Source organism: Vibrio sp. QJM3NY_26, assembly GCF_057786005.1.
In genome coordinates this window covers 1,415,335-1,435,451 of record NZ_CM173516.1, presented here as the reverse complement: position 1 = coordinate 1,435,451, position 20,117 = coordinate 1,415,335, and the positions used below count along the sequence as shown (strand labels likewise).

The window sequence follows — 20,117 nt, the reverse complement described above, 5'->3', positions numbered from 1 at the left end:
TTAATTCATGAAACAAATTCGTTTCACTCAATAACACGGATTTTCTAATGATTTATTTCGAGTAAAAAAAGTGATTTATAAGAGATGTAAGTCAATAAGATCGGCGTAAACGATTCGACTAACTAGAATTGGGGATTTCTGCGACTCAATCTCAATTGCGTGTCACATGTCGCCTAGTCATGACGAACACGATTTGAAGGGACGAAAACGAAAAAAGGCCTCACAATGTGAGGCCTTTGAATAGGCAAGGTGTTAATAGTTCAGGCGAGTGTTAATAGAACTGGCGAGAGCTATTAGAAGTTAGCGTGAGGGCCAAATACTTCGTAGTGTACGCGTGAGCGATCTACTTTAAGTGCGTCTAACTGCTCTACGATGTTCTTCATGAAACCAACAGGGCCACAGATATAGAAATCACTCTCTTCAAAGCCTTTAGTATCAGAGATAGACGCTAGATCCATTTGACCTTGATGTGTGTTCTCACATGCAGACTCGTCTTTGTTCATGTACCACGTTTTCGCTTCCCAACCTTTGTCAGCAACAATATCTTTAACACGAGTCGTGAAAGAGTGTTGGCCTACGTTTTCACAAGCGTGAAGGTAAAGAACCGGTTCGTTTTTCTGCTCGTTGTTCAAGAACTCAAGCATAGACTGCATTGGCGTTACACCAACACCTGCAGAGATGAGCGTTACTGGCTTGCTGCGCTCTTGATACATAAAGTCACCTGCTGGTGCGTATAGGCTAACTTCATCGCCGATAGCAACGGTATCGTGCATGTGGTTAGAAACAACACCTTGCGTTTCTTGACCTTGGCCTTCACGCTTCACAGAGATACGGTAGTATTTTCCGTTCGGCTTGTCTGACAGTGAATACTGACGAATTTCGCTGTATTGTGCGCCTTCAGGTTTCACTTCAATACCGATGTATTGACCCGGTGTGTAATCCAAAACCTCACCGCCATCTTTTGGCTGTAAGATGAAGCTTGTTACGAGTGCTGACTCTTCGATCTTGTCTGCGATTACGAATGCACGTGCTGCTTCCCAGCCACCAACAGCCTGCTTGCGCTGTAGATAAAGTTCAGCTTCACGGTCGATGAATACTTGCGCTAAGAATAGGTAAGCGGCAGTCCATGCTTCTTCCACTTCTGGAGTAAATGCCTCAGTAGCTAATTCACGTAGTGTTTCAATCAGGTGCAAACCAACAATTTGATAGTGCTCTGGTTGAATGTTAAAGCTTGTGTGCTTCTGTGCAATACGTTCAACCGCGGTGGTTAACGCTGCTAGGTTTTCAATGTTTTTAGCATAAGCCGCGATAGCTTCAAACAGTGCCACACCTTGGCGACCTGTTCTTTGGTGAGTCATATTGAAGATATCTTTCAATTCAGGGTTATGCGTGAACATACGTTGATAGAAGTGTTGAGTTAAAGCAGGGCCTGCGCTTTCTAAAAGAGGAATCGTCGATTTGATGATGTTGATATGTAGATTGTTTAGCATTGATTTACTCCGAACACTTAGTCTTTTGACCACTTGAGTCAAATTGACTAGTTTTATTTAAAGATGACTTTATACCAATTCATTCTCAATGAGCTCTCTGGCTGCATTTTTTATGAGAATCACGTGGACTGATAAATGGGCATTAATTGATTCAAATCAACTATAGGTCAGTTATTCAGTCATATAGACAACACGTAATGGACACATTGCACAAACGGTGCCAACATGCGAAAGCTTGCTGTGTCTGGCATCCTTTCAAAAATTCACTTCAAACTTTAGTCAAAAAGACCTTTTTTTTGTGTCATAAAGACTCTACCATGTATAAAAATACAAACAGTATGAGCCCTTTATGCAAGATATCTCAGCATCCACTCTCATGGAAATGACCATTGGTTTAGCCAGCGGTGTGAACGATCAAGACCGTTTTAATCGCCTAATCGATGCCATTCGTAAAACCATAACGTGTGATTGCGTCGCGCTTTTAAGCCTTCAAGGCGACACGCTAGTACCCATCGCAATGCAAGGGCTCAGTCGAGATACATTCGGTCGCCGCTTTATCATTTCGGAACACCCTCGCTTTGATGAGATTTGCGTATCACGTTCTCCTGTTCGTTTTGATGCTGATAGCTCATTGCCTGATCCTTTCGATGGCTTACTGATCGACCACGACGGCGATTTACCAATGCATGCCTGCATGGGTTTGCCTCTGCTGTTTGGTGACAAATTGTTAGGAGTGCTAACCCTAGACAGCCTAAAACCTGATGTCTTTGCGAATATTCCTGCTCGTAACCTAGAAGTTCTCGCTGCTATTGCGGCTTCAACCATGCAGATGGCGATGACTTTCTCGCAACTTGAGCATCAAGCAAAACAGTCAAAGCAATTACTGGAAGAGTTGAACGTAGAAGCGTGGGAACGTGACGGCGGCGAGTTAATTGGTAACAGTGACACCATGGTCGCGCTTAAGAACGACATCGCGGTTGTAGCGCCGTCTGAGTTTAATATTCTGATTCATGGTGATACTGGTGTTGGTAAAGAGCTCGTTGCTCGCACCCTGCACCACCAATCGCAACGTAAGCGTAATCCGTTGGTCTACGTGAACTGTGCTGCTATTCCTGAGAACTTGGTAGAGAGTGAACTATTTGGTCACGTTCGTGGCGCATTTACTGGCGCAGACAAAAACCGCTTAGGTAAGTTTGCTCTAGCCGATGGCGGCACACTGTTCTTAGATGAAATTGGTGAATTGCCTTTGGCAGCACAAAGTAAGTTACTGCGTGCGCTGCAAAACAACGAAATCCAACCGGTAGGCCAAGACAACATCCAAACCATTGATGTTCGTGTTCTGGCTGCAACCAACCGAGACTTAAAGCAAGAAGTTGAAGACGGTCGATTCAGAGCCGACTTGTATCACCGACTTAGTGTGTACCCTATCGCGGTACCTGCATTGAAAGAGCGTGGTGACGACATCAGCTTATTAGCTGGTTTCTTCCTAGAACAAGCGCGCCGTAAGCTTGGTATCAACCAAGTTAAGTTCCGTTCTGATGTTCTGGTATTCCTAAACCGTTACGGTTGGCCAGGTAACGTTCGTGAGCTTGAACACGTTATCAGCCGTTCAGCACTGAAAGCATTGGCTCGCAGCACTAACAAAAACCTCGTGACAATCACTAAAGAAGATTGTGGTCCACTCGACCAAGATCAACCGATTGCGACGACACAGGTAAAAAACACACCATTATCAACACCAACGATCGACCTATCCGCTGGTTTACGTGGCGCGACGGACGATTTTCAACGCAGCATCATTACTGAAGTGTTGGAAGATGCCAACTTTAACTGGGCGCAAGCAGGACGAGCTCTAAAAACAGACCGAGCAAATCTGACTCGACTGTCTAAGCGTTTAGGACTAAATGTGGCTAAGTCTCACACGATCGAACGGACAAAATAGATATTAGCGGTTTGTTGCGAGCATCTAGCAAAACTTGTGTATATAATGCTGCAAATTGTAACGCTAATTTTAAATATGTAGAGAGAGTTATGAAGTTTATCCGTTGGTTCTTAGGTCGTGTCATCTTGTTATTGAATTTTGTATTCAGCCCACGTGGTGTGAAACGTTCTCAAGAAGAGCAAAGCAAAGTGAATGAGCAGGCAAAGACGCACACGTTATACCAATTCGAAGCGTGCCCATTTTGTGTAAAAGTGCGCCGCGCGATGAAACGTCAATCGGTTCAATTTGAACTTCGTGATGCAAAGAACAATGATCAACACCGTGCAGAGCTTGAAGCTGGTGGCGGTCGCGTTAAAGTGCCTTGCCTACGTATCGAAAAAAACGGCAAAACTAAGTGGATGTACGAATCTTCAGATATCGTGACTTACTTAGAAAAACAATTCGCATAAGCTAACCTGCGAAACGAAAGTCAGATACAAAAAATCCCTCAAATATGAGGGATTTTTTATGTCTGTTATTTGGATCTCGTCGCTTTCAATTTAGGGAAGAAAACTCAAATGACTACTTCGACACAATCAGCATCAATTCTACACGGCGATTACACGCCTTGCCTTGCGGCGACGCGTTAGTACAAGCCGGAACGTATTCGCCAAAGCCGCGAGTGTAAATAGCACGACTCGAAACATAGTTACTTTCCAAGCGCGCTTTCACTTCTTTTGCACGTAGCTCAGAAAGCGGATCATTAACACGATCACTGCCCGTATTATCAGTATGGCCCTCAATCACCACATCAATATCTTCGCGTTGGGAAAGGTAACTGCCTAAAGTATCCAGCCATTGATTGTAGGCTGGCTCAGGGAATGCCGAACCCGTTTTAAAGTTCACGTGCTGTTCCAGCTTTACCATCACATGGTTGCCCGGCAGTACTTCAAAATCGATACGGTTTTGTCTTAAAAAAACTTCCAGTGGGTCATTAGTCGAGACACCACGTCCATAGTTGGTTGTGATGGTTTTTTGTTGATGAGTGCTGTTCTGGACTGAGTAACTGCGATTGCTCGCTACAGATGTCGTTTGAACCACACCCCATTCAGGATGCATAAGGTCGTAATCGGTTTGCGGAGCAGTTTCTAGCAGATCGTCACCTAACATACCCGTTGGTAACGTCGTTTCACACCCTGCCAAAGCTATGCTTAACATTATCGCTAAATATCTCATTACTTCACCAACCACTCATGCAGATAAACCATTCACTAATGTCTATATCGGCACCGAGGGAAAAACTTTAGACAAAAACTTTATACGAAAAGAAAGCACATCCCAAAAAAGTGCTTTTGATCACAGTTAACCGTCAACTAGCCTGTCATCACCCGCTAGTTCCAACTGTTTGCATTTATTTACCTTATAATTGTTTTCCAATTCGTACTAAATAGTTAGAATCTCACGACTTCTCAACGCTAGAGCAAACATTATGTTTAAACCATTTACTAAATTCATCACAGCACTCGCTGCCGTACTTATTATTGCGGGTTGTAGTGAAACAGACGAGCCACAGAAAGGCGTTCAATACGAAGCACTTCCTACTGCTCTAACTGAATTTAACCTGTCTCCGATCACTGAAATCTTCTCTTTAAACTGTGGTCACTGTCGTCAAATGGAAAGTGCAATTCCAGAGATTGAGTCGCTAACAGACCAAACTATTGGCAAGATGCACGTAACGTTCAATGAAAGTGCTCAAATCAGCGCAATGATCTACTACACAGCAGTGATGCAACTTGACGCGACACCTGACCACGCGTTCATGGACGACCTATTTGGTGCCGTTCAAATGGGTGCAGATGCAACGCCAGAACAGCGTCAACAAGCACTAGAGACAGCGTTCACTTCTCGTGGTTTGGTTAGCCCATACCAACTGAATAAAGAACAGCAAGTTGCTCTATTTGACTACGTTAAGAAAGCAGAAGAGATCTCAGTAAAAGGTCAAATCAACTCAGTACCAACATTTATCATCAACGGTAAATACCAAGTACTCACTGCAGGTCACCAAGATGTTGCTGGCATCGCAAAAACGATCAACTACCTTTTGACTCAACCCTAATCACGGCTTTAACCCATTGATTAACACACTCTGTATTAACTGCGAAATTCTGCATTAACTATGAAATACAGCATTAACTATAAATAGGTTTTACTATGTCTAAATTTATCATCCCGGTCATTGTCTTTATTTTGGCTGGCTTCATGATCTACCGCACTTGGATGAATCATAAATCTGGCGAAGAAAATATCGAGCAAGGCCAACAGTTTCTTGTCGAAAACGGTGCTAAAGAAGGGGTTGTTACGACTGAAAGCGGTCTTCAATACCTTGTACTTGAAGAAGGTACAGGCACAGAGCACCCAACTAAGAACAGTAAAGTAACGGTTCACTACCACGGTACACTTATCGACGGCACTGTTTTCGACAGCTCTGTTGAGCGCGGCGAGCCAATCTCATTTGCTCTTAAGCAAGTAATCAAAGGCTGGCAAGAAGGTTTGACTTACATGGTTGAAGGCCAAAAAGTTCGCCTGTTTATCCCGAGCCAATTGGCTTACGGTAAAGGCGGTTCAGGCCCTATCCCACCGTCATCAACTCTGATTTTTGATGTTGAGTTAATCTCTATCAAATAACCGAACTGACTGATTTAAGCCCCAACATACGAGCTATGTTGGGGCTTTTTTATATGTGAACATTTGAAAGCACTTTGGCACTTTGGCTATTTAGCTATTTAGCTATTTAGCTACTTTAACAACGACCAAATATACCCTCAAAAATCGACCACTAGACGACTGGTCTAATTTGAATTATAGTACTGCCCATGAACGAAAAAACGAATGACACACGCCTGCATGTTTTAGATGTTGGCTACCAATTAATAGTGAACAACGGCTTTACGGGCGTTGGCTTGTCGCAATTGCTTAAAGAAGCGGATGTTCCAAAAGGATCGTTTTACCACTACTTTAAATCGAAAGAGCAATTTGGCGAGGCTCTGATCCAACACTATTTTGAGACCTACATCAGCAGAGTTGAAACTATTTTGGTTCATGGCGAAGGAAACCATTACCAGAGAATTATCAGTTATTTCACTCGATGGTCACAGATTGAAAACGGTACCTGTAACGCTCATAAATGCTTAGTCGTTAAGCTCAGCGCTGAAGTTTCTGATCTTTCTGATCCTATGCGTCAAGCCTTACTAAAAGGGGCTGAAAAAGTGACCTCTACGATACAACACTGTGTTGCTGGTGGTATTGAAGATGGCTCCATTAAAGTTGAAGACAGCCAAGAAACCGCTCAAAATCTATATTCTATGTGGTTGGGCGCAAGTTTGTTGAGCAAACTAAGCCAGAGCTCAAGCAGCTTAGAATCAGCTTTAAACCTAACCCAACAGATTTTAAAAGGTAAAAACTAACCACGTACTGTGTTTAGTCTTTATTAACGACAGATAACCCGCCTCTTATCAATTTGATGATGGCGGGATTTTTAGACAACAAGACTAGACGACTGGTCTAATTCCAAATAAACATAATATAAAATTAAGGATATCCAATGACTCAACAAGACAATCGCCGCATCGTATTGGCTTCTCGCCCAGTTGGCGCACCGACTCAAGATAACTTCCGTTTAGAGTCAGTAGCCGCACCAACAATTCAAGATGGCGAGATGTTACTTCGCTCAGTTTATCTTTCTCTAGACCCATACATGCGTGGTCGTATGAGCGATGCTAAATCTTACGCAGACCCAGTTGCGATTGATGAAGTGATGGTTGGTGCAACCGTATGTCAGGTTGAAGAATCAAACCACGCTGATTACGAAATTGGCGAGTGGGTACTGGCTTACACTGGTTGGCAAGATCTTGGTGTGTCTAACGGTGAAGGCCTCATCAAACTAGGCAAAGAACCAACGCACCCTTCTTATGCACTTGGCATTATGGGTATGCCTGGCTTTACGGCTTACATGGGTTTGCTTGATATCGGCCAACCTAAACAAGGCGACACGCTAGTCGTTGCGGCGGCAACAGGTGCAGTAGGCGCAACCGTTGGACAAATCGGCAAACTAAAAGGCTGTCGTGTTATCGGCATTGCAGGTGGTCAAGAGAAGTGTCAGTACGCGAAAGACGTGCTTGGCTTTGACGAATGTATCGACCACAAAGCTGACGACTTCGCGGAACGACTGGCTAAAGCATGTGACAACGGCATCGACGTTTATTTTGAAAACGTTGGCGGCAAGGTTTTCGATGCCGTAATGCCATTGCTTAACACCGGTGCTCGTATTCCTGTATGTGGCCTTATCTCTCAATACAATGCGACATCACTGCCTGAAGGCCCGGATCGCATGTCTAGCCTTATGGGTACGCTGCTGGTCAAGCGTATTAAGATGCAAGGCTTCATTATCTTTGATGACTACGCGCACCGTTATAACGAGTTTGCTGTTCAAATGACAGAATGGTTGTCTCAAGGCAAGATGCACTATCGTGAGCACCTAATTGAAGGTCTAGACGAGGCGCCACAAGCATTCATGGGTCTATTAGAAGGCCAAAACTTCGGTAAGCTTGTTATCAAAACAAACGAAGCTAAATAAATTCAAAAACTGAACCCGTTAGTTAACTAGGTAGAATCATGATTACTTTGCATCACCTGAATAAATCACGCTCAAAGCGCATCATCTGGCTGTTGGAAGAGCTTGGGGTAGATTACCAGATCAAGCCATACCAACGAGACAGTGTCACTTTTCTTGCGCCACCAGAGCTTAAGTCCGTTCACCCATTGGGTAAATCTCCTGTCATTGAAGACGATGGCATCGTGATCACTGAATCTGGCGCTATCACGGAATACCTAATCGACAAATACGGTCAGGGTAAGTTCGCACCAACACGCGGCACCGCAGACTACGTGGAATATTCTCAATGGCTTCACTTCGCTGAAAGCTCAGGTATTTTGCCAATGTTGCTTAAGATCTTTGTAATGAAAGACGGCTGTGAGACTAACTTCCTAGGCGGTTATGCAGACGACGAAAACCAAAAGATCTTAACTTACGTGAATAATGCACTTGAAGGTAAAACCTACTTGGTTGCAGACACACTAACAGGTGCAGACTTTATGATGTCGTTCATCGTAGAAATCGTTGGTAACTTTGGTGCAACTGCGCTTTACCCTAACATTGCTAAATACGGTAAGCTTTTGGCTGACCACCCTGCTTACCAAAAAGCAGAGCAAGTAGAGCTAGAACACTCGAACTGATCGAGTTTCAATCAAGTTCGGACGCGCTTAGGATAAGCACAAGCAACTAAATGAAGCCAAAGCCGATTTATCTTTCGCTTTGGCTTCTCATTTGCCTTCATTTCGACAACAATACCGAACTCTAACTGAACAGCCATAGAGTTTGATTTTCATGTCAGCAAACCTTGCTCAATACACACCACTGCACGCTTTAAACCAACCAGCGAACCAAGACTTATCGCTACCCACTCGGTTTACGTTTCCGTATTACTATACTCCGCACCCAATGTGTGAGTTAGCAATGCTGCAGCTTCAACAGTCACTGCTCGACTGTGGTGTGAATGAAACATCGCAAGGCAACCTCTATGCCGTACTTCTTGTTCAGGATCCAACAACTCAAGAACTAGGCTACCTTTCTGCGTTTTCAGGTTTGCAGTTAGATTCGTCACTCGCCTCTCAGCTAACAAGTATTGCCTTTGTTCCTTCTGCTTTTGATGGGCAACAGTTTCAAGTCCAAAACACGCAAGGCTTAGTCAAGCAAGCAACCTTGATTAATGACATTACGAACCTAGAACAAACTCATAACCTAGATGATTTGACGTCAAGCCTAAATGAACTCAAAAACGATGCGAGTAAAGCAGTTGAAGCATTTCAGATCGCAATGGCTGCTAACAAGGCTGAGCGTACGATTCTAAGAGAAAAAGCCAATCAAGAGAAAGCGTTGGGGAATCTTGATTCAGCCGCTGACCTGCTTAAACAATTAGGTAATCAAAGCAGCCAAGAGAAGCGCGACCTAAAAGCGCTCCGTATCGAGTGGAAACAAAAGATCGCAGAACGCCAGTTGCAAGTTGATGCTATCGAAAGCGAACTTAAGAGCCGCAAGCAAGAGTACCAAGCGATCTCAGCCGAATTAGAAGCGCAACGTTTGTTCCATTATCGCTTTATCAACCAAGCACTCGAATCAAAGAACCTGCTTGAATTGTTAGATGGCAAAGACGCTCTTGAAGGCTCTGGCGACTGTTGCCTACCTAAGCTGCTTAACTTTGCTTTTGAACACGGGTTTAAGCCATTAGCTTTGTCTGAGTTTTGGTGGGGATTACCTCCAACAGCTGTCATTCGCCAACACGGAAACCTCTACCCGGTTTGTCAGAGTAAAAGCTTTGAGATCCTCGACCACCAGCTAAACGGCATCGAGCTAGAAGATAACTCCCTTATCGTGAACCCTGCGGTTGGTAAGTCTTTTGATATTGTTTATGAAGACGACGAGATCGTGGTGGTGAATAAACCCGAGGAGTTCTTGTCGGTTCCTGGTAAGTTTATCGAAGACTCGGTTTATACACGCATTAAAGCGCATTACCCGAATGCGACAGGGCCTTTGATCATCCATAGATTAGACATGTCGACGTCAGGCTTGTTGATCTTGGCGCTGACGGCGGAGTCAAACAAGCACATTCAGAAGCAATTCATTGATAGAACCGTCGAGAAACGATACACAGCTCTGTTAGATGGTGAAATCGACGGTAAATCTGGCGATATCAGCTTGCCTTTGCGCGGTGACATCACAGACAGACCAAGACAACTGGTTTGCCATGAACATGGACGTAACGCTGAAACTCATTGGGAAGCGATTGGTACCAGCAATGGTAAAACCAAGGTTCATCTGTATCCGAAAACAGGCCGCACCCATCAGTTGCGTGTGCATTGTGCTCATCCATTAGGGCTTGGTGTACCGATTCGTGGTGACGACTTATACGGATACAAACGCGAACGCTTGCACCTACACGCGGGTTACCTAAAGTTGATTCACCCAACAACCGGTGAATGGATGGAATTTGAAGTGCCTTCTGAGTTTTAAATGATTTCTATTTGGTAGGGCTTCGTGCCCTACTCTTATTTTCTTTGCCTCTCACCTCTATCGCTACATGCGAATAAACTTAGTACGCTGCAATGACCAAGAAGCCAGAGCCCAACAGAGTAACCATCGCGGGAATACCGTCCTTCCAAGTATCAAAGCGTAAGTGGAAATAAAGCGCCCCTATCGAAGTCGCCCCCAATATTGCACTACCCATCAATTGAGTCTGTGCTGGTGAGATGTCACATAGGGCTAAAATCAAAAGAGCCGCTCCGGTCAATTCGACTAACCCCACGAGAAACATGATCTTTCTATTCAAGCCATAGCTTTTAAAGAAACCAAGCTGAATTTCAAAGACCTTCTTTTGCCAACCAAGCGTCTTGATTGAGCTCGCCAACACAAAGAACATCACCATCAAAATACTTATTACTGTACTCATTCCGTCTACCTCTATAAGAATCATTAATTTCAACGATGTTATTTAATCATTCATAATTAAGGTGATAAATGCTAGTTTCATGATAGTAAAGATTCCAAATTGGAATAGATAAACACAAGGTGAGTAAGATGGATAAGATTGAGTGTATTCGTATCTTTGTGGAAACCGCGCAACTGAATAGCTTCACCGCAACCGCCAATAAGTTCAACATGACACAGGGTGCGGTTAGTAAGAAGATCGCATGGTTGGAAAGTGACTTGGGGATGACTCTGTTTCAACGAAACAGCCGCAAGATATCGCTCACTCATGCAGGGAAAGACTACCTAGAATATTGCTCCCGTTTGCTCGAAGAGATGTCTGCCATAGAAAGCAAGCTCAAGCGTGAGACAGAATCCGTAGAAGGCGAGCTCAAGATATCTGCGCCAAGTGCCTTTTCATCGATGTTACTCAGTGAGCCGCTTCAAGCTTTCATTGAACAGCACCCAGGTATCCGCATTAACCTGAGTGTCGACGACCGTATTGTTAACCTCAATGAACACAATATAGATGTCGCCATTCGAGCATCACAACTTGAAGACTCAGGGTTAAAAGCTCGCTTTCTTTTCAACAATAGAGTTCACTACTTTGCATCGCCCGATTACTTAAAAAATCACGGAAAACCTAAACATCCGCAAGATCTTAGCCAGCATAAGTGCTTAACTTATTCACTAATGAGCCCCGCTAACGAGTGGCGCTTTACGGATAAAAACCGCCAATTCAGCAGTGTGAAAGTAAACCAAATTTTCACCTCAGACAGTCCAGAAATGTTACTTAAAATGGCTAGACAAGGTTTAGGTGTGGTTGCTTTACCGGATTGGATGGGCAAAAAATTTGTAGAGAATGGGGAATTAACGCAGTTATTAGAAGATTGGAGCAATGACTACTTGCCTATGTACGCGGTGTACCATGCAAGCGATTATTTGCCCCAACGAATTCGAGTATTTATTGATTTTATTGCGGAGTGTTTAAGTTCCACAAACAGTTAGAGCTCAACCAGAAATCAATCAACCAATCGATCAATAACTCATCAAGCCTCTATAAACGACCAATCAAACATTAAGATGCTACTTAGCCCATCACATCGGTACGTTGCTCAACGCATTCAAAAGAGCCCATTTCGAACTCACGGCAGATCCAAGGTCGGTTTTCGTAAATAGTACACATCAGTGTTTCTCGATCAACTGCCGAACACCAGCCATCGTCTAATCTCAGCATGGTCTCGCCGCCCCACTCGTCATAAGCAATATGCTCTTCAGGAACGCCGGTATCTGTGATGATCATAACCTCTAAACGACAACAGCATGCCTGACAATTGGCACAAGTTACTTCAGGTTCGGTTACGTTCTTTATCTCTATGGTCATAAGTGACTACACTGCTAAATTTTGCGTATAGTAATCGAAACCGTCCGCTACGGCTAATAAAGAAAGTAGATGACGGTGTTTTCATGGATGTAGAAATAACAATGGGCGCTATGATTCACTCACAACACCCATTCATTTATTTTTTAGCTCGGTAAAGATTCTAATTAGAATAGGCTCGCGAAAAACAACTTAATGTAATCCATCAGACGTTTGAATATTCCACCTTGTTCAACAGCCTCTAGCGCAATCAATGGCTGAGTTTGAACATCTTCACCATCAACGGTGTAATGAACCACACCTAGAGTTTGACCTTCTGCAATCGGTGCCTTCAACTCAGAATCAAGCTCAATCGATGCCGTTAGCTTTTTACTGTCTGACTTAGGCAGTGTGATAAACGTGTCTTCTGCAACACCCAGCTTCAATGTATCTTTGGCTCCAAACCATACCTTCTCTTCAGCGACTTCATCTCCACCTTGATGTGGGTTTAGAGTATCGAAGAAGCGGAAGCCATAGCTCAACAACTGTTTGCTGTCTGACTCACGGCTCTTAACGCTTGATGCGCCCATAACAACCGCGATAAGTCTCATCTCTCCTTGTGTCGCCGAACTCGCTAAACTGTAGCCAGCGCCAGAGGTATAGCCCGTTTTCATGCCATCAACCGTCAAGCTTCTATCACGCAGTAAGCCATTACGGTTGTGTTGTGTGATGCCGTTGTAACTGAACGAACGTTCGCTGTATAAGCCATAAACATCCGGTAAATCACGAATAATCGCACGACCTAGTAATGCAATATCGTAAGGAGTCGAATAAAGATCGTCAGCGTCTAAACCATGCGCGTTCGCAAAATGGGTGTTTTCTAGTTTCAGAGACGAAGCCCAAGAGTTCATAAGATCCACAAATGCATCTTGTGAGCCCGCAACGTGTTCCGCAATCGCAACACTCGCATCGTTACCTGATTGAATAATCAAGCCGCGGTAAAGGTCCATCATTGCTACATCGGTGTTCACTTCGATGAACATTTTTGAAGAGTCAGGGAAGTTCTTCGCCCACGCGTTCTCGCTGATTCGTACCTGATCGTCAGCAGAGATGTTGCCTCGCTTCATCTCTTGCCCAGCCACATAGCTGGTCATTAGTTTAGTCAAACTCGCTGGGTTTAACTTAGTGTGTGCGTTTTTCTCTACCAGCACATCACCAGAATTAAAATCAATTAACACATACCCTTTTGCGCCTAGGCTAGGTGGGCTTGGTACTATAGAAGGTGCTGCGATAGCTGCATTACTTACCATCGCTGCGTTACTTACAATGAATATACTTAATAGAGGGAGAGAGTATTTGGAAAACAGTTTCATTGAATCAAACCTAAGTTAACGTTTTGAGCAGTATAGACAAATGCTAGCAAAAGAAGCGCGAACTTTACGTTGCTTTACGTATTTGTACCATTCGTTACAAATAAAAAAGTATAATCTGCGATCTGACCATATTTTCAACACCCAATATTGACTCAACGAATGCATCCAACGCCTTATTCTATCGCTTAGGCATGCGTCTAAATAACATTTCAACAAAGCCAGTAATGCGCTGTTTGCTCTCGCTTGGCTCTAAATCAGGTTGAATGCCAGACTGTGCCAATGCTTGCCATTGTACGACCTGAGAGTTAGGTACGAAAAAAGCAATGTACAGCGATCCTTTCTCGGCGACTTTTCCGTCACCATCATAAAATGGCACCCCTGTTGAAAGCTTAATCGCATCGAAAATCGAGTCATCATTTAACTCTGATTCTTCGGCCAGTCCAAAACCGACAACAACATCACCAACTGCACCATTTTGATTCAGTTGATAACCTTTCGTAGCGAGTTGATCTTCAATCGCATCACGCACTAGATCGGTTACTACGGTCTCATCGTATTTTTGAGAAAGATAAACCTGCTCTGATTCAGGGTGCCACGAATACGTCGTTACTCCGTGTTCCATGAACTCAAAATCACCACTGGTGACCACACCATAATTGTGCGTTGGCGGCATTTCTTGTGTGGTACATGCTGTCAGTCCAATCGCTATCAAAGCCAATAACGCTGCTTTTTTTATGCTTTTTGTTGCACAAATGGATCGTTTTATCATTCGCGGCTTCCTTACCTATATAAGAATAAATATCAATTAGCCTCCCAACATAAATAGTAATTATGTTAATAGAAAGGTCATTAAACGTTTGCGTAATCGCTAACCTTCACTTCTGCCCGTTTTGGGGGTTTAATCACAAAAACAGAGTTGGTATAGTCTACCTCGTTAAACATAACCAGACCATTCGAGGCACGGAGCTTCCTCAATCATCTCATGAAGAGAAGAATTGGTACCGACAAAGTATCGGCAAATTTAAGAGGGTCAAACAATGGAATTCAATATGGTTGAAATTTTAGGTTACGCGGCATCTATTATGGTCGCAATTTCATTAACAATGAAAGATATCGTTCGTCTGCGTGTCCTTAACTTTATTGGCTGTACTCTCTTTACAGCATACGGCGTTATGATTGACGCATGGCCAGTGGTCGCGACCAACGGTTTCATCGCTTGTGTAAATATCTACTTCCTTGCAAAAATGCAAAAGGAAAAAAAAACGGAAGCGATGAAAGCAGCGAAAGCTTAAATTAGCGATTAGCATTTCAAATATTTCTGAAAAAGCCCAAGTAGAGCGATCTATTTGGGCTTTTTTGTGTCTGTCGCTCTCAAGAGCATGATTTCCAATTTTCCAGCCTTTGAAGACATCGATTTTTTCAACTGATCACATATAAGCAACGCGATATTCGTTCTTTTGATACGTCTGAGTGTTGTTACGTCCCCTCTCTTTTGCTTGATAAAGCGCTTTGTCAGCTTTATCGATCGCTGTTTCAATATCAGTGAGCGCTCGATCGTGACAACAGCCAGCACTGATTGTGACAGGTGACACCAAACCTTGCAGTTGCTCTACACTTCGTCTTAGTTCCTCAGACAATTCGAATAACTCACGCTCATCACAATCAAATGTCACCAAAATAAACTCTTCACCGCCATAGCGCGCAATCAAGCGACGACGATTAACAAATCTCTTTAGCGATTTTGCGACCTCACAGATAACCCTATCGCCTTGAGCATGACCATATTGATCGTTCACCCGTTTGAAATGGTCAATATCAAGCAAAATGACACCGACATTTGTTAGCGGGTAAGGCGACCTTTGAGCAACGTTCAGTTTTAAGTGCTCGATAAAACTCCGCCGACTAGGAAGACCAGTAAGGTAATCGAGGCTCGCAACATCTAAGATTTTAAGATGACGATGCCGCAGGTAAAGCACCAACACGACAATAATACTCAGCAAACTCACAACCAAAGCCATCAAACTAATGAATAGTAGGCTGTGATTTCGATTGAGCTCTTGCTCTAAGATACCTGCGGAAATAACCCAATTCAGATAGGGGTAAAACTTATAGAAGACGTTTTTGTTGGTCGTGCCATTATCACTGGAAACCGTGTAGCTAAAGTGACCTTCTGGCTGGGTTGCGATTCGATCAATTAGCAGTTCGGACGAGTAGCCTATCAAGGCTTTCAATGACTTGTGTTCATAATCAGGATGAAGCACTAAGTTACCCTGAAGATCAATAATGTACACATATCCGCTATCACCGAACGCGTACTTTCTCAGCTTATCTTTTAAGCCTTCAAGATCGACCAAATACATCAATTCTTCTTTATAGGTCGTCGCGACCAAAGTATTGCCACTCGGTAGCCTCATCGAATAGGCAACTTTTGCACGCCGACTTATCTCATGAGGATTAGCGTGAAAGTATTCGATCATACCAGAGTCGATACTGAGTTGTTTTTGGATATGAGTAAGATGCCCGCGCTTCTTGCCTTGCAAGAAAGGATGGTAGAGGTGAACACCTTGCGGTGACATCAAATAGATATAACCTGATTGTCCAATGTGCAGTTCACTGGCGATCTGGCTTACTTGTTCAATTTCTTGTTCCGGTGCGGCATGCCATACATGGGACGCAACGGTATCAGTAATTCCTTTGAGATATGTCTTTATCGCCTCATTAACTGTTGTGTCGACAATATCGTAACTCGCATTGACAATCGTTCGAAAAAATAGCTGGTTGGATTCCAACAGTGACCTTTCAGTTCGGTTAAATTGAAAGGCCGAAAGAATCATCGACACAATGGCGAGCGCAATGGAAAAACTAAGAATGTATTTACGTCTGACTTTCAAGATTACCCCATAGATTTATAATTTTAGGTAACGCTGTGACTTCTCTTATATACAGACTGTTTTATATCATGGTTTTATTTTTTACTGAACGAGTGTCGATATTTTTAAGGGTTTCTATACGCAATCTGTGACTTAAAGCAAAAACGCCGAACTGGATTCAGTTCGGCGTTTTAATTTTACGTTGAAGTTGATTACTTAAATTACACTAAAACCCTGATAAATAGACTTAAAAGCATTCGTATTTACTGACTATCAACGTAACCTATTGTCTATAAATGGATCAGTTAGCATTAAATTAAGAACAAACCTGAGTCCAGCTACCATCGCTACCCGGTTCAGAACTTGTCCACCAGTTCGCTTGGTAAATACTACCGTTATGAACCACTTGGTCGCCAGTGTTTGCATGGCTTGGGTTACCCGCCCAATCTTTCTGAGGTAAGTCTGGGTAAACCGCTAAACCGGCTGTATCACATGTACCTGGGTTTGTTCCACCATCGCCAGGGTTACCGCCACCTGAACTGATATCACCTAATGGTAGGTCTGGTTGCTCAAAGCTAAAGGCATAATCGATACCGTTCACGCTTACTGCATAGTTAGCAGGGCCGGAGATTGGCAAGTAATACACCATATCTAGCTCATACACACCACCAGCTGGAAGCTCTTCCCATGTAGGCAAAGTAAACGCCACTCGGTGCATGGTTCCATCTAATCCACCAATATTATCCGCACGAGTATGACCCGAAGCAATCACCGTTAAACCACCACCCGATTGATCTTTTGCATTGTCAGGCGCTGACACTGGGATATCGAATTGGAACTCGGTACCACCCGGAAGTGCTTGACCGGTGTTGTTTGTAAACGTGATCTTAGGATTGATTGGGTAGTTTTGGTCACCGACTTTGAAGCCACCAACTGATACCGTAATATCTAACGCTTCTGTCGGGATAGCACCCGTCGCTACCTTGTTTCCATATGGAGTTGCAGACTTAAACTTATCGTAGATAGCTTTCGTCATTGTGTTACCCATGTGGAACTCACCGTTACCGCTGTTACACGCTTGTTCTGTCGTATCGATAGACGTTCGGTTGCCACTTGCATCGAGTACATAACAGTTGTAATCCCCTGCCAGTTCCCAGAACATGATACCGCCGATCTCTTTGTCGATAACGTAGTCTGCTTTCACGTTGATAGAATCTTTATCTTCCGTTGAAAGGAATACGCCCTTCTCTGCGTTCCACAACCAAGGAGCAACCGCCACGCTGTCGTAGTTACGCGTGTAAGTTCCCGTTAGAACATCAGACGGATCATTCACAGGATCAAGCTTGTAAGCCTCTGCATAAGAACCCCAAATGCCTTTCTCTAGGTTCTTCGCGTGCCACATAGGGTTAGAACCCGCGCCCATTTCGTTGCCTTTTGGATCGGTATCGTGCCACATATTGTCGATACCAACTGCGCCATGGCCACAGTTGTTTTTCTCGCCTTCACCGGTACCCGCTGAACATTCAGATTGGTTTGGCAGTGCTGCTCGGCCCCAAAGACCATTTTCGCCTCCGGTTACACCTTGCCAACCACGAGTGTAGTAAGGCACACCGATGTTAATACGGCCTGCTGGCATAGAACCACGGAAGTAATGGTAAGCCCAATCCGTGTTCAGATAACCGATACCACCGTAAGCCGCAGTGCCGTAAACGTTCCACTGTGCTAATTCCGAATCTTTACCTGTATCGAACAAGGCTGCGTTATGACCGACGTGATCGTTCCACGCACCGTGAAGGTCATAAGACATGATGTTTACGTAATCGAGGTACTTAGTTACATCGAATGTTTCCATACCGCGTAACAGATAACCAGAAGAAGGCGCCGCGATAGTTAACATGTAGTGGTTTCCATCTTGCGCAGACGCCGCATCAAGCTTCTCACGTAGCACTTTCATCAAGACTTGGTACGAAGCCCACAGGTATTGACGACGCGGCTCCATGAAGTCTTTGTCGTACGGATTACCAGCACCCGCCATAGAAGTTGGGTATTCGTAATCGATATCTAAGCCATCGAATTGGTATTTACGAAGCATTTCAACCGCGGAAGTGGCGAATGTTTCGATACCTTGATGGTTAATAGAACCGTCGGCGTTGGTCGTCATTGTGTAGAAACCACCATCAGCCACTCGGCTACCGTCAGTGGCGAAGTGACCACCCGTTTCCGCCCAACCACCGATTGAGATTAAAGTCTTAACATCGTGTTTTTTCTTAGCGGTCGCTAATGCACCGAAGTGACCTTTGAAGCCTAAGGTAGGATCAACTTCAACGCCCGGCCACTCTTTACCAACCGCTGCGTTATTCGGATCGTTCACATCACCCACGTTTACTTTGCCATCTGAGCCAATGCTCACGAAAGCGTAGTTAATGTGTGTGAGTTGTTCCCAAGGGATGTCATTTACTAGGTAAGCAGCTTGTGGGTCGTCCCCTGCACGCCAGCTGGTGAAGTAACCAATGACACGACGTGGGTGATCCGCGCCCATTTTCTCACGGCCTTCATCATCGTAAATAGTACAGTAAGGAACATCGACACCTTGAGTTTGATATAAGCCATCAGGTCGACAAGTGCTCACCGTTGGTGTGCCATTCACCGTCAAAGAAGCCAGCGCTGAATCTGTCGTTGCGCCTTGATTGTCAGTCGCTTTTGCGTAAACCGCTAAAGAACCCGCTTGAGTGGTTGTGTAATCAAGCGTGTAAGGGTTAGTTGCAGCTGTTCCAATAAGAGCGCCTGCCACATAGAAATCTACTTTATCAACCGTGCCATCGCTGTCTGCTGCTGTTGCGGTAAGCGTTACTACACCACCAACATCGACCGAAGCTGCTGAAAGCGCAACCGAAACTGTCGGTGCTTCATTTCCTGGCATAGCTGAATCAACAACCACTGAAACTTCACTAGCAAGGCTTGCCGCACCTTCGTTGTCTGTCGCGACAACAGAAACCTGATGGTTACCCGACGTTGCAGCCCACGTTGCTTCAAATGGTGCCGCTGTCACAACCGCGACCGAAGAACCATCAACAAAGAATTCTACGGAAGCAACACTACCATCAGCGTCCAGTGCTGTTGCGCTTAATACGACATTGTCGCCTTCAACAATCACATCTGATGCTGTAGGCGTTGTTAATGAAGCCGTTGGTGCTTCGTTTGGTGTACCACCACCGCCATTACCACTACACACATCGACTTTCTTCCATTGTGCGTAATCACCTTCAAATTGGCTTGGGTTGTTATTTTGATTCCAGTAGTTTGCTGAGTACGCGCTGCCGTCATGTGAAACCTGATCACCACCGGTATAAACAGTGGCAGAGTCCCACGTTTCTAACGTTGAGCAATCAACAGCCGCATAACTGTTGAACGCCATCAAGCATGACGCAGTGAGAGTACTGAGTGTAAAAACCTTCTTGGCCACTCTTCCTTGGTTTAGGTGCATGTTAGCTATCCCTTAAGTTGTTGTTTCAAGATGTTTAATT

General features: G+C 44.2%; 18 protein-coding genes. 10 read left to right on the top strand and 8 right to left on the bottom strand.

Going from position 1 to position 20,117, the window contains the following annotated elements; genetic code table 11:
* Window positions 1–293: 293 nt before the first annotated feature.
* The gene (hmpA, locus tag AC3CH4_RS21645; protein WP_017078299.1) at window positions 294–1,490 is read right to left on the bottom strand and encodes an NO-inducible flavohemoprotein; all 1,197 of its coding nucleotides are present in this window, start codon (window positions 1,488–1,490) and stop codon (window positions 294–296) included.
* Between the two features lie 349 nt (window positions 1,491–1,839).
* Between hmpA and norR the strand changes: the two genes are divergently transcribed.
* The gene (gene norR / locus AC3CH4_RS21640) at window positions 1,840–3,432 is read left to right on the top strand and encodes a nitric oxide reductase transcriptional regulator NorR (protein ID WP_488543795.1); all 1,593 of its coding nucleotides are present in this window, start codon (window positions 1,840–1,842) and stop codon (window positions 3,430–3,432) included.
* Between the two features lie 89 nt (window positions 3,433–3,521).
* Complete coding sequence (locus AC3CH4_RS21635; RefSeq protein ID WP_488543794.1) at window positions 3,522–3,881, top strand: glutaredoxin family protein; 360 nt, start codon at window positions 3,522–3,524, stop codon at window positions 3,879–3,881.
* A gap of 112 nt (window positions 3,882–3,993) precedes the next feature.
* On the opposite strand, the gene AC3CH4_RS21630 is transcribed toward AC3CH4_RS21635, so the two are convergent.
* The gene (locus AC3CH4_RS21630) at window positions 3,994–4,629 is read right to left on the bottom strand and encodes an OmpA family protein (RefSeq protein WP_488543793.1); all 636 of its coding nucleotides are present in this window, start codon (window positions 4,627–4,629) and stop codon (window positions 3,994–3,996) included.
* A 271-nt stretch (window positions 4,630–4,900) separates the two neighbouring features.
* On the opposite strand from AC3CH4_RS21630, the gene AC3CH4_RS21625 reads away from it, so the two are divergent.
* The 6 genes from AC3CH4_RS21625 (at window position 4,901) to AC3CH4_RS21600 (ending at window position 10,537) form a co-directional block, all read left to right on the top strand.
* Window positions 4,901–5,527 (top strand): thioredoxin domain-containing protein, encoded by a 627-nt coding sequence (locus tag AC3CH4_RS21625; protein ID WP_004731367.1) that lies wholly within the window; start codon window positions 4,901–4,903, stop codon window positions 5,525–5,527.
* 95 nt (window positions 5,528–5,622) lie between these two features.
* The gene (gene bamJ / locus AC3CH4_RS21620; protein WP_004731366.1) at window positions 5,623–6,096 is read left to right on the top strand and encodes a BamJ family beta-barrel-assembly machinery protein; all 474 of its coding nucleotides are present in this window, start codon (window positions 5,623–5,625) and stop codon (window positions 6,094–6,096) included.
* Between the two features lie 188 nt (window positions 6,097–6,284).
* Window positions 6,285–6,875 (top strand): TetR/AcrR family transcriptional regulator, encoded by a 591-nt coding sequence (locus AC3CH4_RS21615; RefSeq protein ID WP_065605159.1) that lies wholly within the window; start codon window positions 6,285–6,287, stop codon window positions 6,873–6,875.
* Between the two features lie 137 nt (window positions 6,876–7,012).
* Complete coding sequence (locus AC3CH4_RS21610; protein ID WP_488543792.1) at window positions 7,013–8,044, top strand: NADP-dependent oxidoreductase; 1,032 nt, start codon at window positions 7,013–7,015, stop codon at window positions 8,042–8,044.
* Between the two features lie 38 nt (window positions 8,045–8,082).
* Complete coding sequence (locus AC3CH4_RS21605; RefSeq protein ID WP_004731417.1) at window positions 8,083–8,703, top strand: glutathione S-transferase family protein; 621 nt, start codon at window positions 8,083–8,085, stop codon at window positions 8,701–8,703.
* Window positions 8,704–8,854: 151 nt separating this feature from the next.
* Window positions 8,855–10,537, top strand: a complete 1,683-nt coding sequence (locus AC3CH4_RS21600; protein WP_488543791.1) for a pseudouridine synthase — start codon at window positions 8,855–8,857, stop codon at window positions 10,535–10,537.
* A gap of 79 nt (window positions 10,538–10,616) precedes the next feature.
* Here AC3CH4_RS21600 and AC3CH4_RS21595 read toward each other — a convergent pair whose 3' ends face one another.
* Window positions 10,617–10,973 (bottom strand): DoxX family protein, encoded by a 357-nt coding sequence (locus tag AC3CH4_RS21595; protein ID WP_488543790.1) that lies wholly within the window; start codon window positions 10,971–10,973, stop codon window positions 10,617–10,619.
* Between the two features lie 128 nt (window positions 10,974–11,101).
* Here AC3CH4_RS21595 and AC3CH4_RS21590 point away from each other — a divergent pair, with 128 nt between their 5' ends.
* Complete coding sequence (locus AC3CH4_RS21590) at window positions 11,102–11,998, top strand: LysR family transcriptional regulator (RefSeq protein ID WP_488543789.1); 897 nt, start codon at window positions 11,102–11,104, stop codon at window positions 11,996–11,998.
* An 82-nt stretch (window positions 11,999–12,080) separates the two neighbouring features.
* Here AC3CH4_RS21590 and AC3CH4_RS21585 read toward each other — a convergent pair whose 3' ends face one another.
* From AC3CH4_RS21585 to AC3CH4_RS21575, 3 genes are all read right to left on the bottom strand, one after another.
* Window positions 12,081–12,374, bottom strand: a complete 294-nt coding sequence (locus AC3CH4_RS21585) for a YkgJ family cysteine cluster protein (protein ID WP_017085602.1) — start codon at window positions 12,372–12,374, stop codon at window positions 12,081–12,083.
* A 164-nt stretch (window positions 12,375–12,538) separates the two neighbouring features.
* Window positions 12,539–13,723, bottom strand: a complete 1,185-nt coding sequence (locus tag AC3CH4_RS21580) for a D-alanyl-D-alanine carboxypeptidase family protein (protein WP_065206239.1) — start codon at window positions 13,721–13,723, stop codon at window positions 12,539–12,541.
* Window positions 13,724–13,901: 178 nt separating this feature from the next.
* Window positions 13,902–14,492 (bottom strand): DUF4136 domain-containing protein, encoded by a 591-nt coding sequence (locus AC3CH4_RS21575; RefSeq protein ID WP_114635210.1) that lies wholly within the window; start codon window positions 14,490–14,492, stop codon window positions 13,902–13,904.
* Between the two features lie 268 nt (window positions 14,493–14,760).
* On the opposite strand from AC3CH4_RS21575, the gene AC3CH4_RS21570 reads away from it, so the two are divergent.
* Window positions 14,761–15,015 (top strand): YgjV family protein, encoded by a 255-nt coding sequence (locus tag AC3CH4_RS21570; RefSeq protein WP_010430226.1) that lies wholly within the window; start codon window positions 14,761–14,763, stop codon window positions 15,013–15,015.
* A gap of 135 nt (window positions 15,016–15,150) precedes the next feature.
* Here AC3CH4_RS21570 and AC3CH4_RS21565 read toward each other — a convergent pair whose 3' ends face one another.
* Together AC3CH4_RS21565 and AC3CH4_RS21560 are read right to left on the bottom strand one after the other, a co-directional pair.
* Window positions 15,151–16,614, bottom strand: coding sequence for a sensor domain-containing diguanylate cyclase (locus tag AC3CH4_RS21565; protein WP_171329682.1), 1,464 nt, complete (start codon window positions 16,612–16,614; stop codon window positions 15,151–15,153).
* Window positions 16,615–16,909: 295 nt separating this feature from the next.
* On the bottom strand, window positions 16,910–20,077 hold the full coding sequence (locus tag AC3CH4_RS21560) for a chitinase C-terminal domain-containing protein (RefSeq protein WP_372243700.1): 3,168 nt from the start codon (window positions 20,075–20,077) through the stop codon (window positions 16,910–16,912).
* Between the last annotated feature and the right edge of the window lie 40 nt (window positions 20,078–20,117).

Bases quoted from the DNA above. Each gene is read 5' to 3' on its own strand.
- hmpA (WP_017078299.1), bottom strand. From the start codon at position 1,490: ATGCTAAACAATCTACATATCAACATCATCAAATCGACGATTCCTCTT.
- norR (WP_488543795.1), top strand. From the start codon at position 1,840: ATGCAAGATATCTCAGCATCCACTCTCATGGAAATGACCATTGGTTTA.
- AC3CH4_RS21635 (WP_488543794.1), top strand. From the start codon at position 3,522: ATGAAGTTTATCCGTTGGTTCTTAGGTCGTGTCATCTTGTTATTGAAT.
- AC3CH4_RS21630 (WP_488543793.1), bottom strand. From the start codon at position 4,629: ATGTTAAGCATAGCTTTGGCAGGGTGTGAAACGACGTTACCAACGGGT.
- AC3CH4_RS21625 (WP_004731367.1), top strand. From the start codon at position 4,901: ATGTTTAAACCATTTACTAAATTCATCACAGCACTCGCTGCCGTACTT.
- bamJ (WP_004731366.1), top strand. From the start codon at position 5,623: ATGTCTAAATTTATCATCCCGGTCATTGTCTTTATTTTGGCTGGCTTC.
- AC3CH4_RS21615 (WP_065605159.1), top strand. From the start codon at position 6,285: ATGAACGAAAAAACGAATGACACACGCCTGCATGTTTTAGATGTTGGC.
- AC3CH4_RS21610 (WP_488543792.1), top strand. From the start codon at position 7,013: ATGACTCAACAAGACAATCGCCGCATCGTATTGGCTTCTCGCCCAGTT.
- AC3CH4_RS21605 (WP_004731417.1), top strand. From the start codon at position 8,083: ATGATTACTTTGCATCACCTGAATAAATCACGCTCAAAGCGCATCATC.
- AC3CH4_RS21600 (WP_488543791.1), top strand. From the start codon at position 8,855: ATGTCAGCAAACCTTGCTCAATACACACCACTGCACGCTTTAAACCAA.
- AC3CH4_RS21595 (WP_488543790.1), bottom strand. From the start codon at position 10,973: ATGAGTACAGTAATAAGTATTTTGATGGTGATGTTCTTTGTGTTGGCG.
- AC3CH4_RS21590 (WP_488543789.1), top strand. From the start codon at position 11,102: ATGGATAAGATTGAGTGTATTCGTATCTTTGTGGAAACCGCGCAACTG.
- AC3CH4_RS21585 (WP_017085602.1), bottom strand. From the start codon at position 12,374: ATGACCATAGAGATAAAGAACGTAACCGAACCTGAAGTAACTTGTGCC.
- AC3CH4_RS21580 (WP_065206239.1), bottom strand. From the start codon at position 13,723: ATGAAACTGTTTTCCAAATACTCTCTCCCTCTATTAAGTATATTCATT.
- AC3CH4_RS21575 (WP_114635210.1), bottom strand. From the start codon at position 14,492: ATGATAAAACGATCCATTTGTGCAACAAAAAGCATAAAAAAAGCAGCG.
- AC3CH4_RS21570 (WP_010430226.1), top strand. From the start codon at position 14,761: ATGGAATTCAATATGGTTGAAATTTTAGGTTACGCGGCATCTATTATG.
- AC3CH4_RS21560 (WP_372243700.1), bottom strand. From the start codon at position 20,077: ATGCACCTAAACCAAGGAAGAGTGGCCAAGAAGGTTTTTACACTCAGT.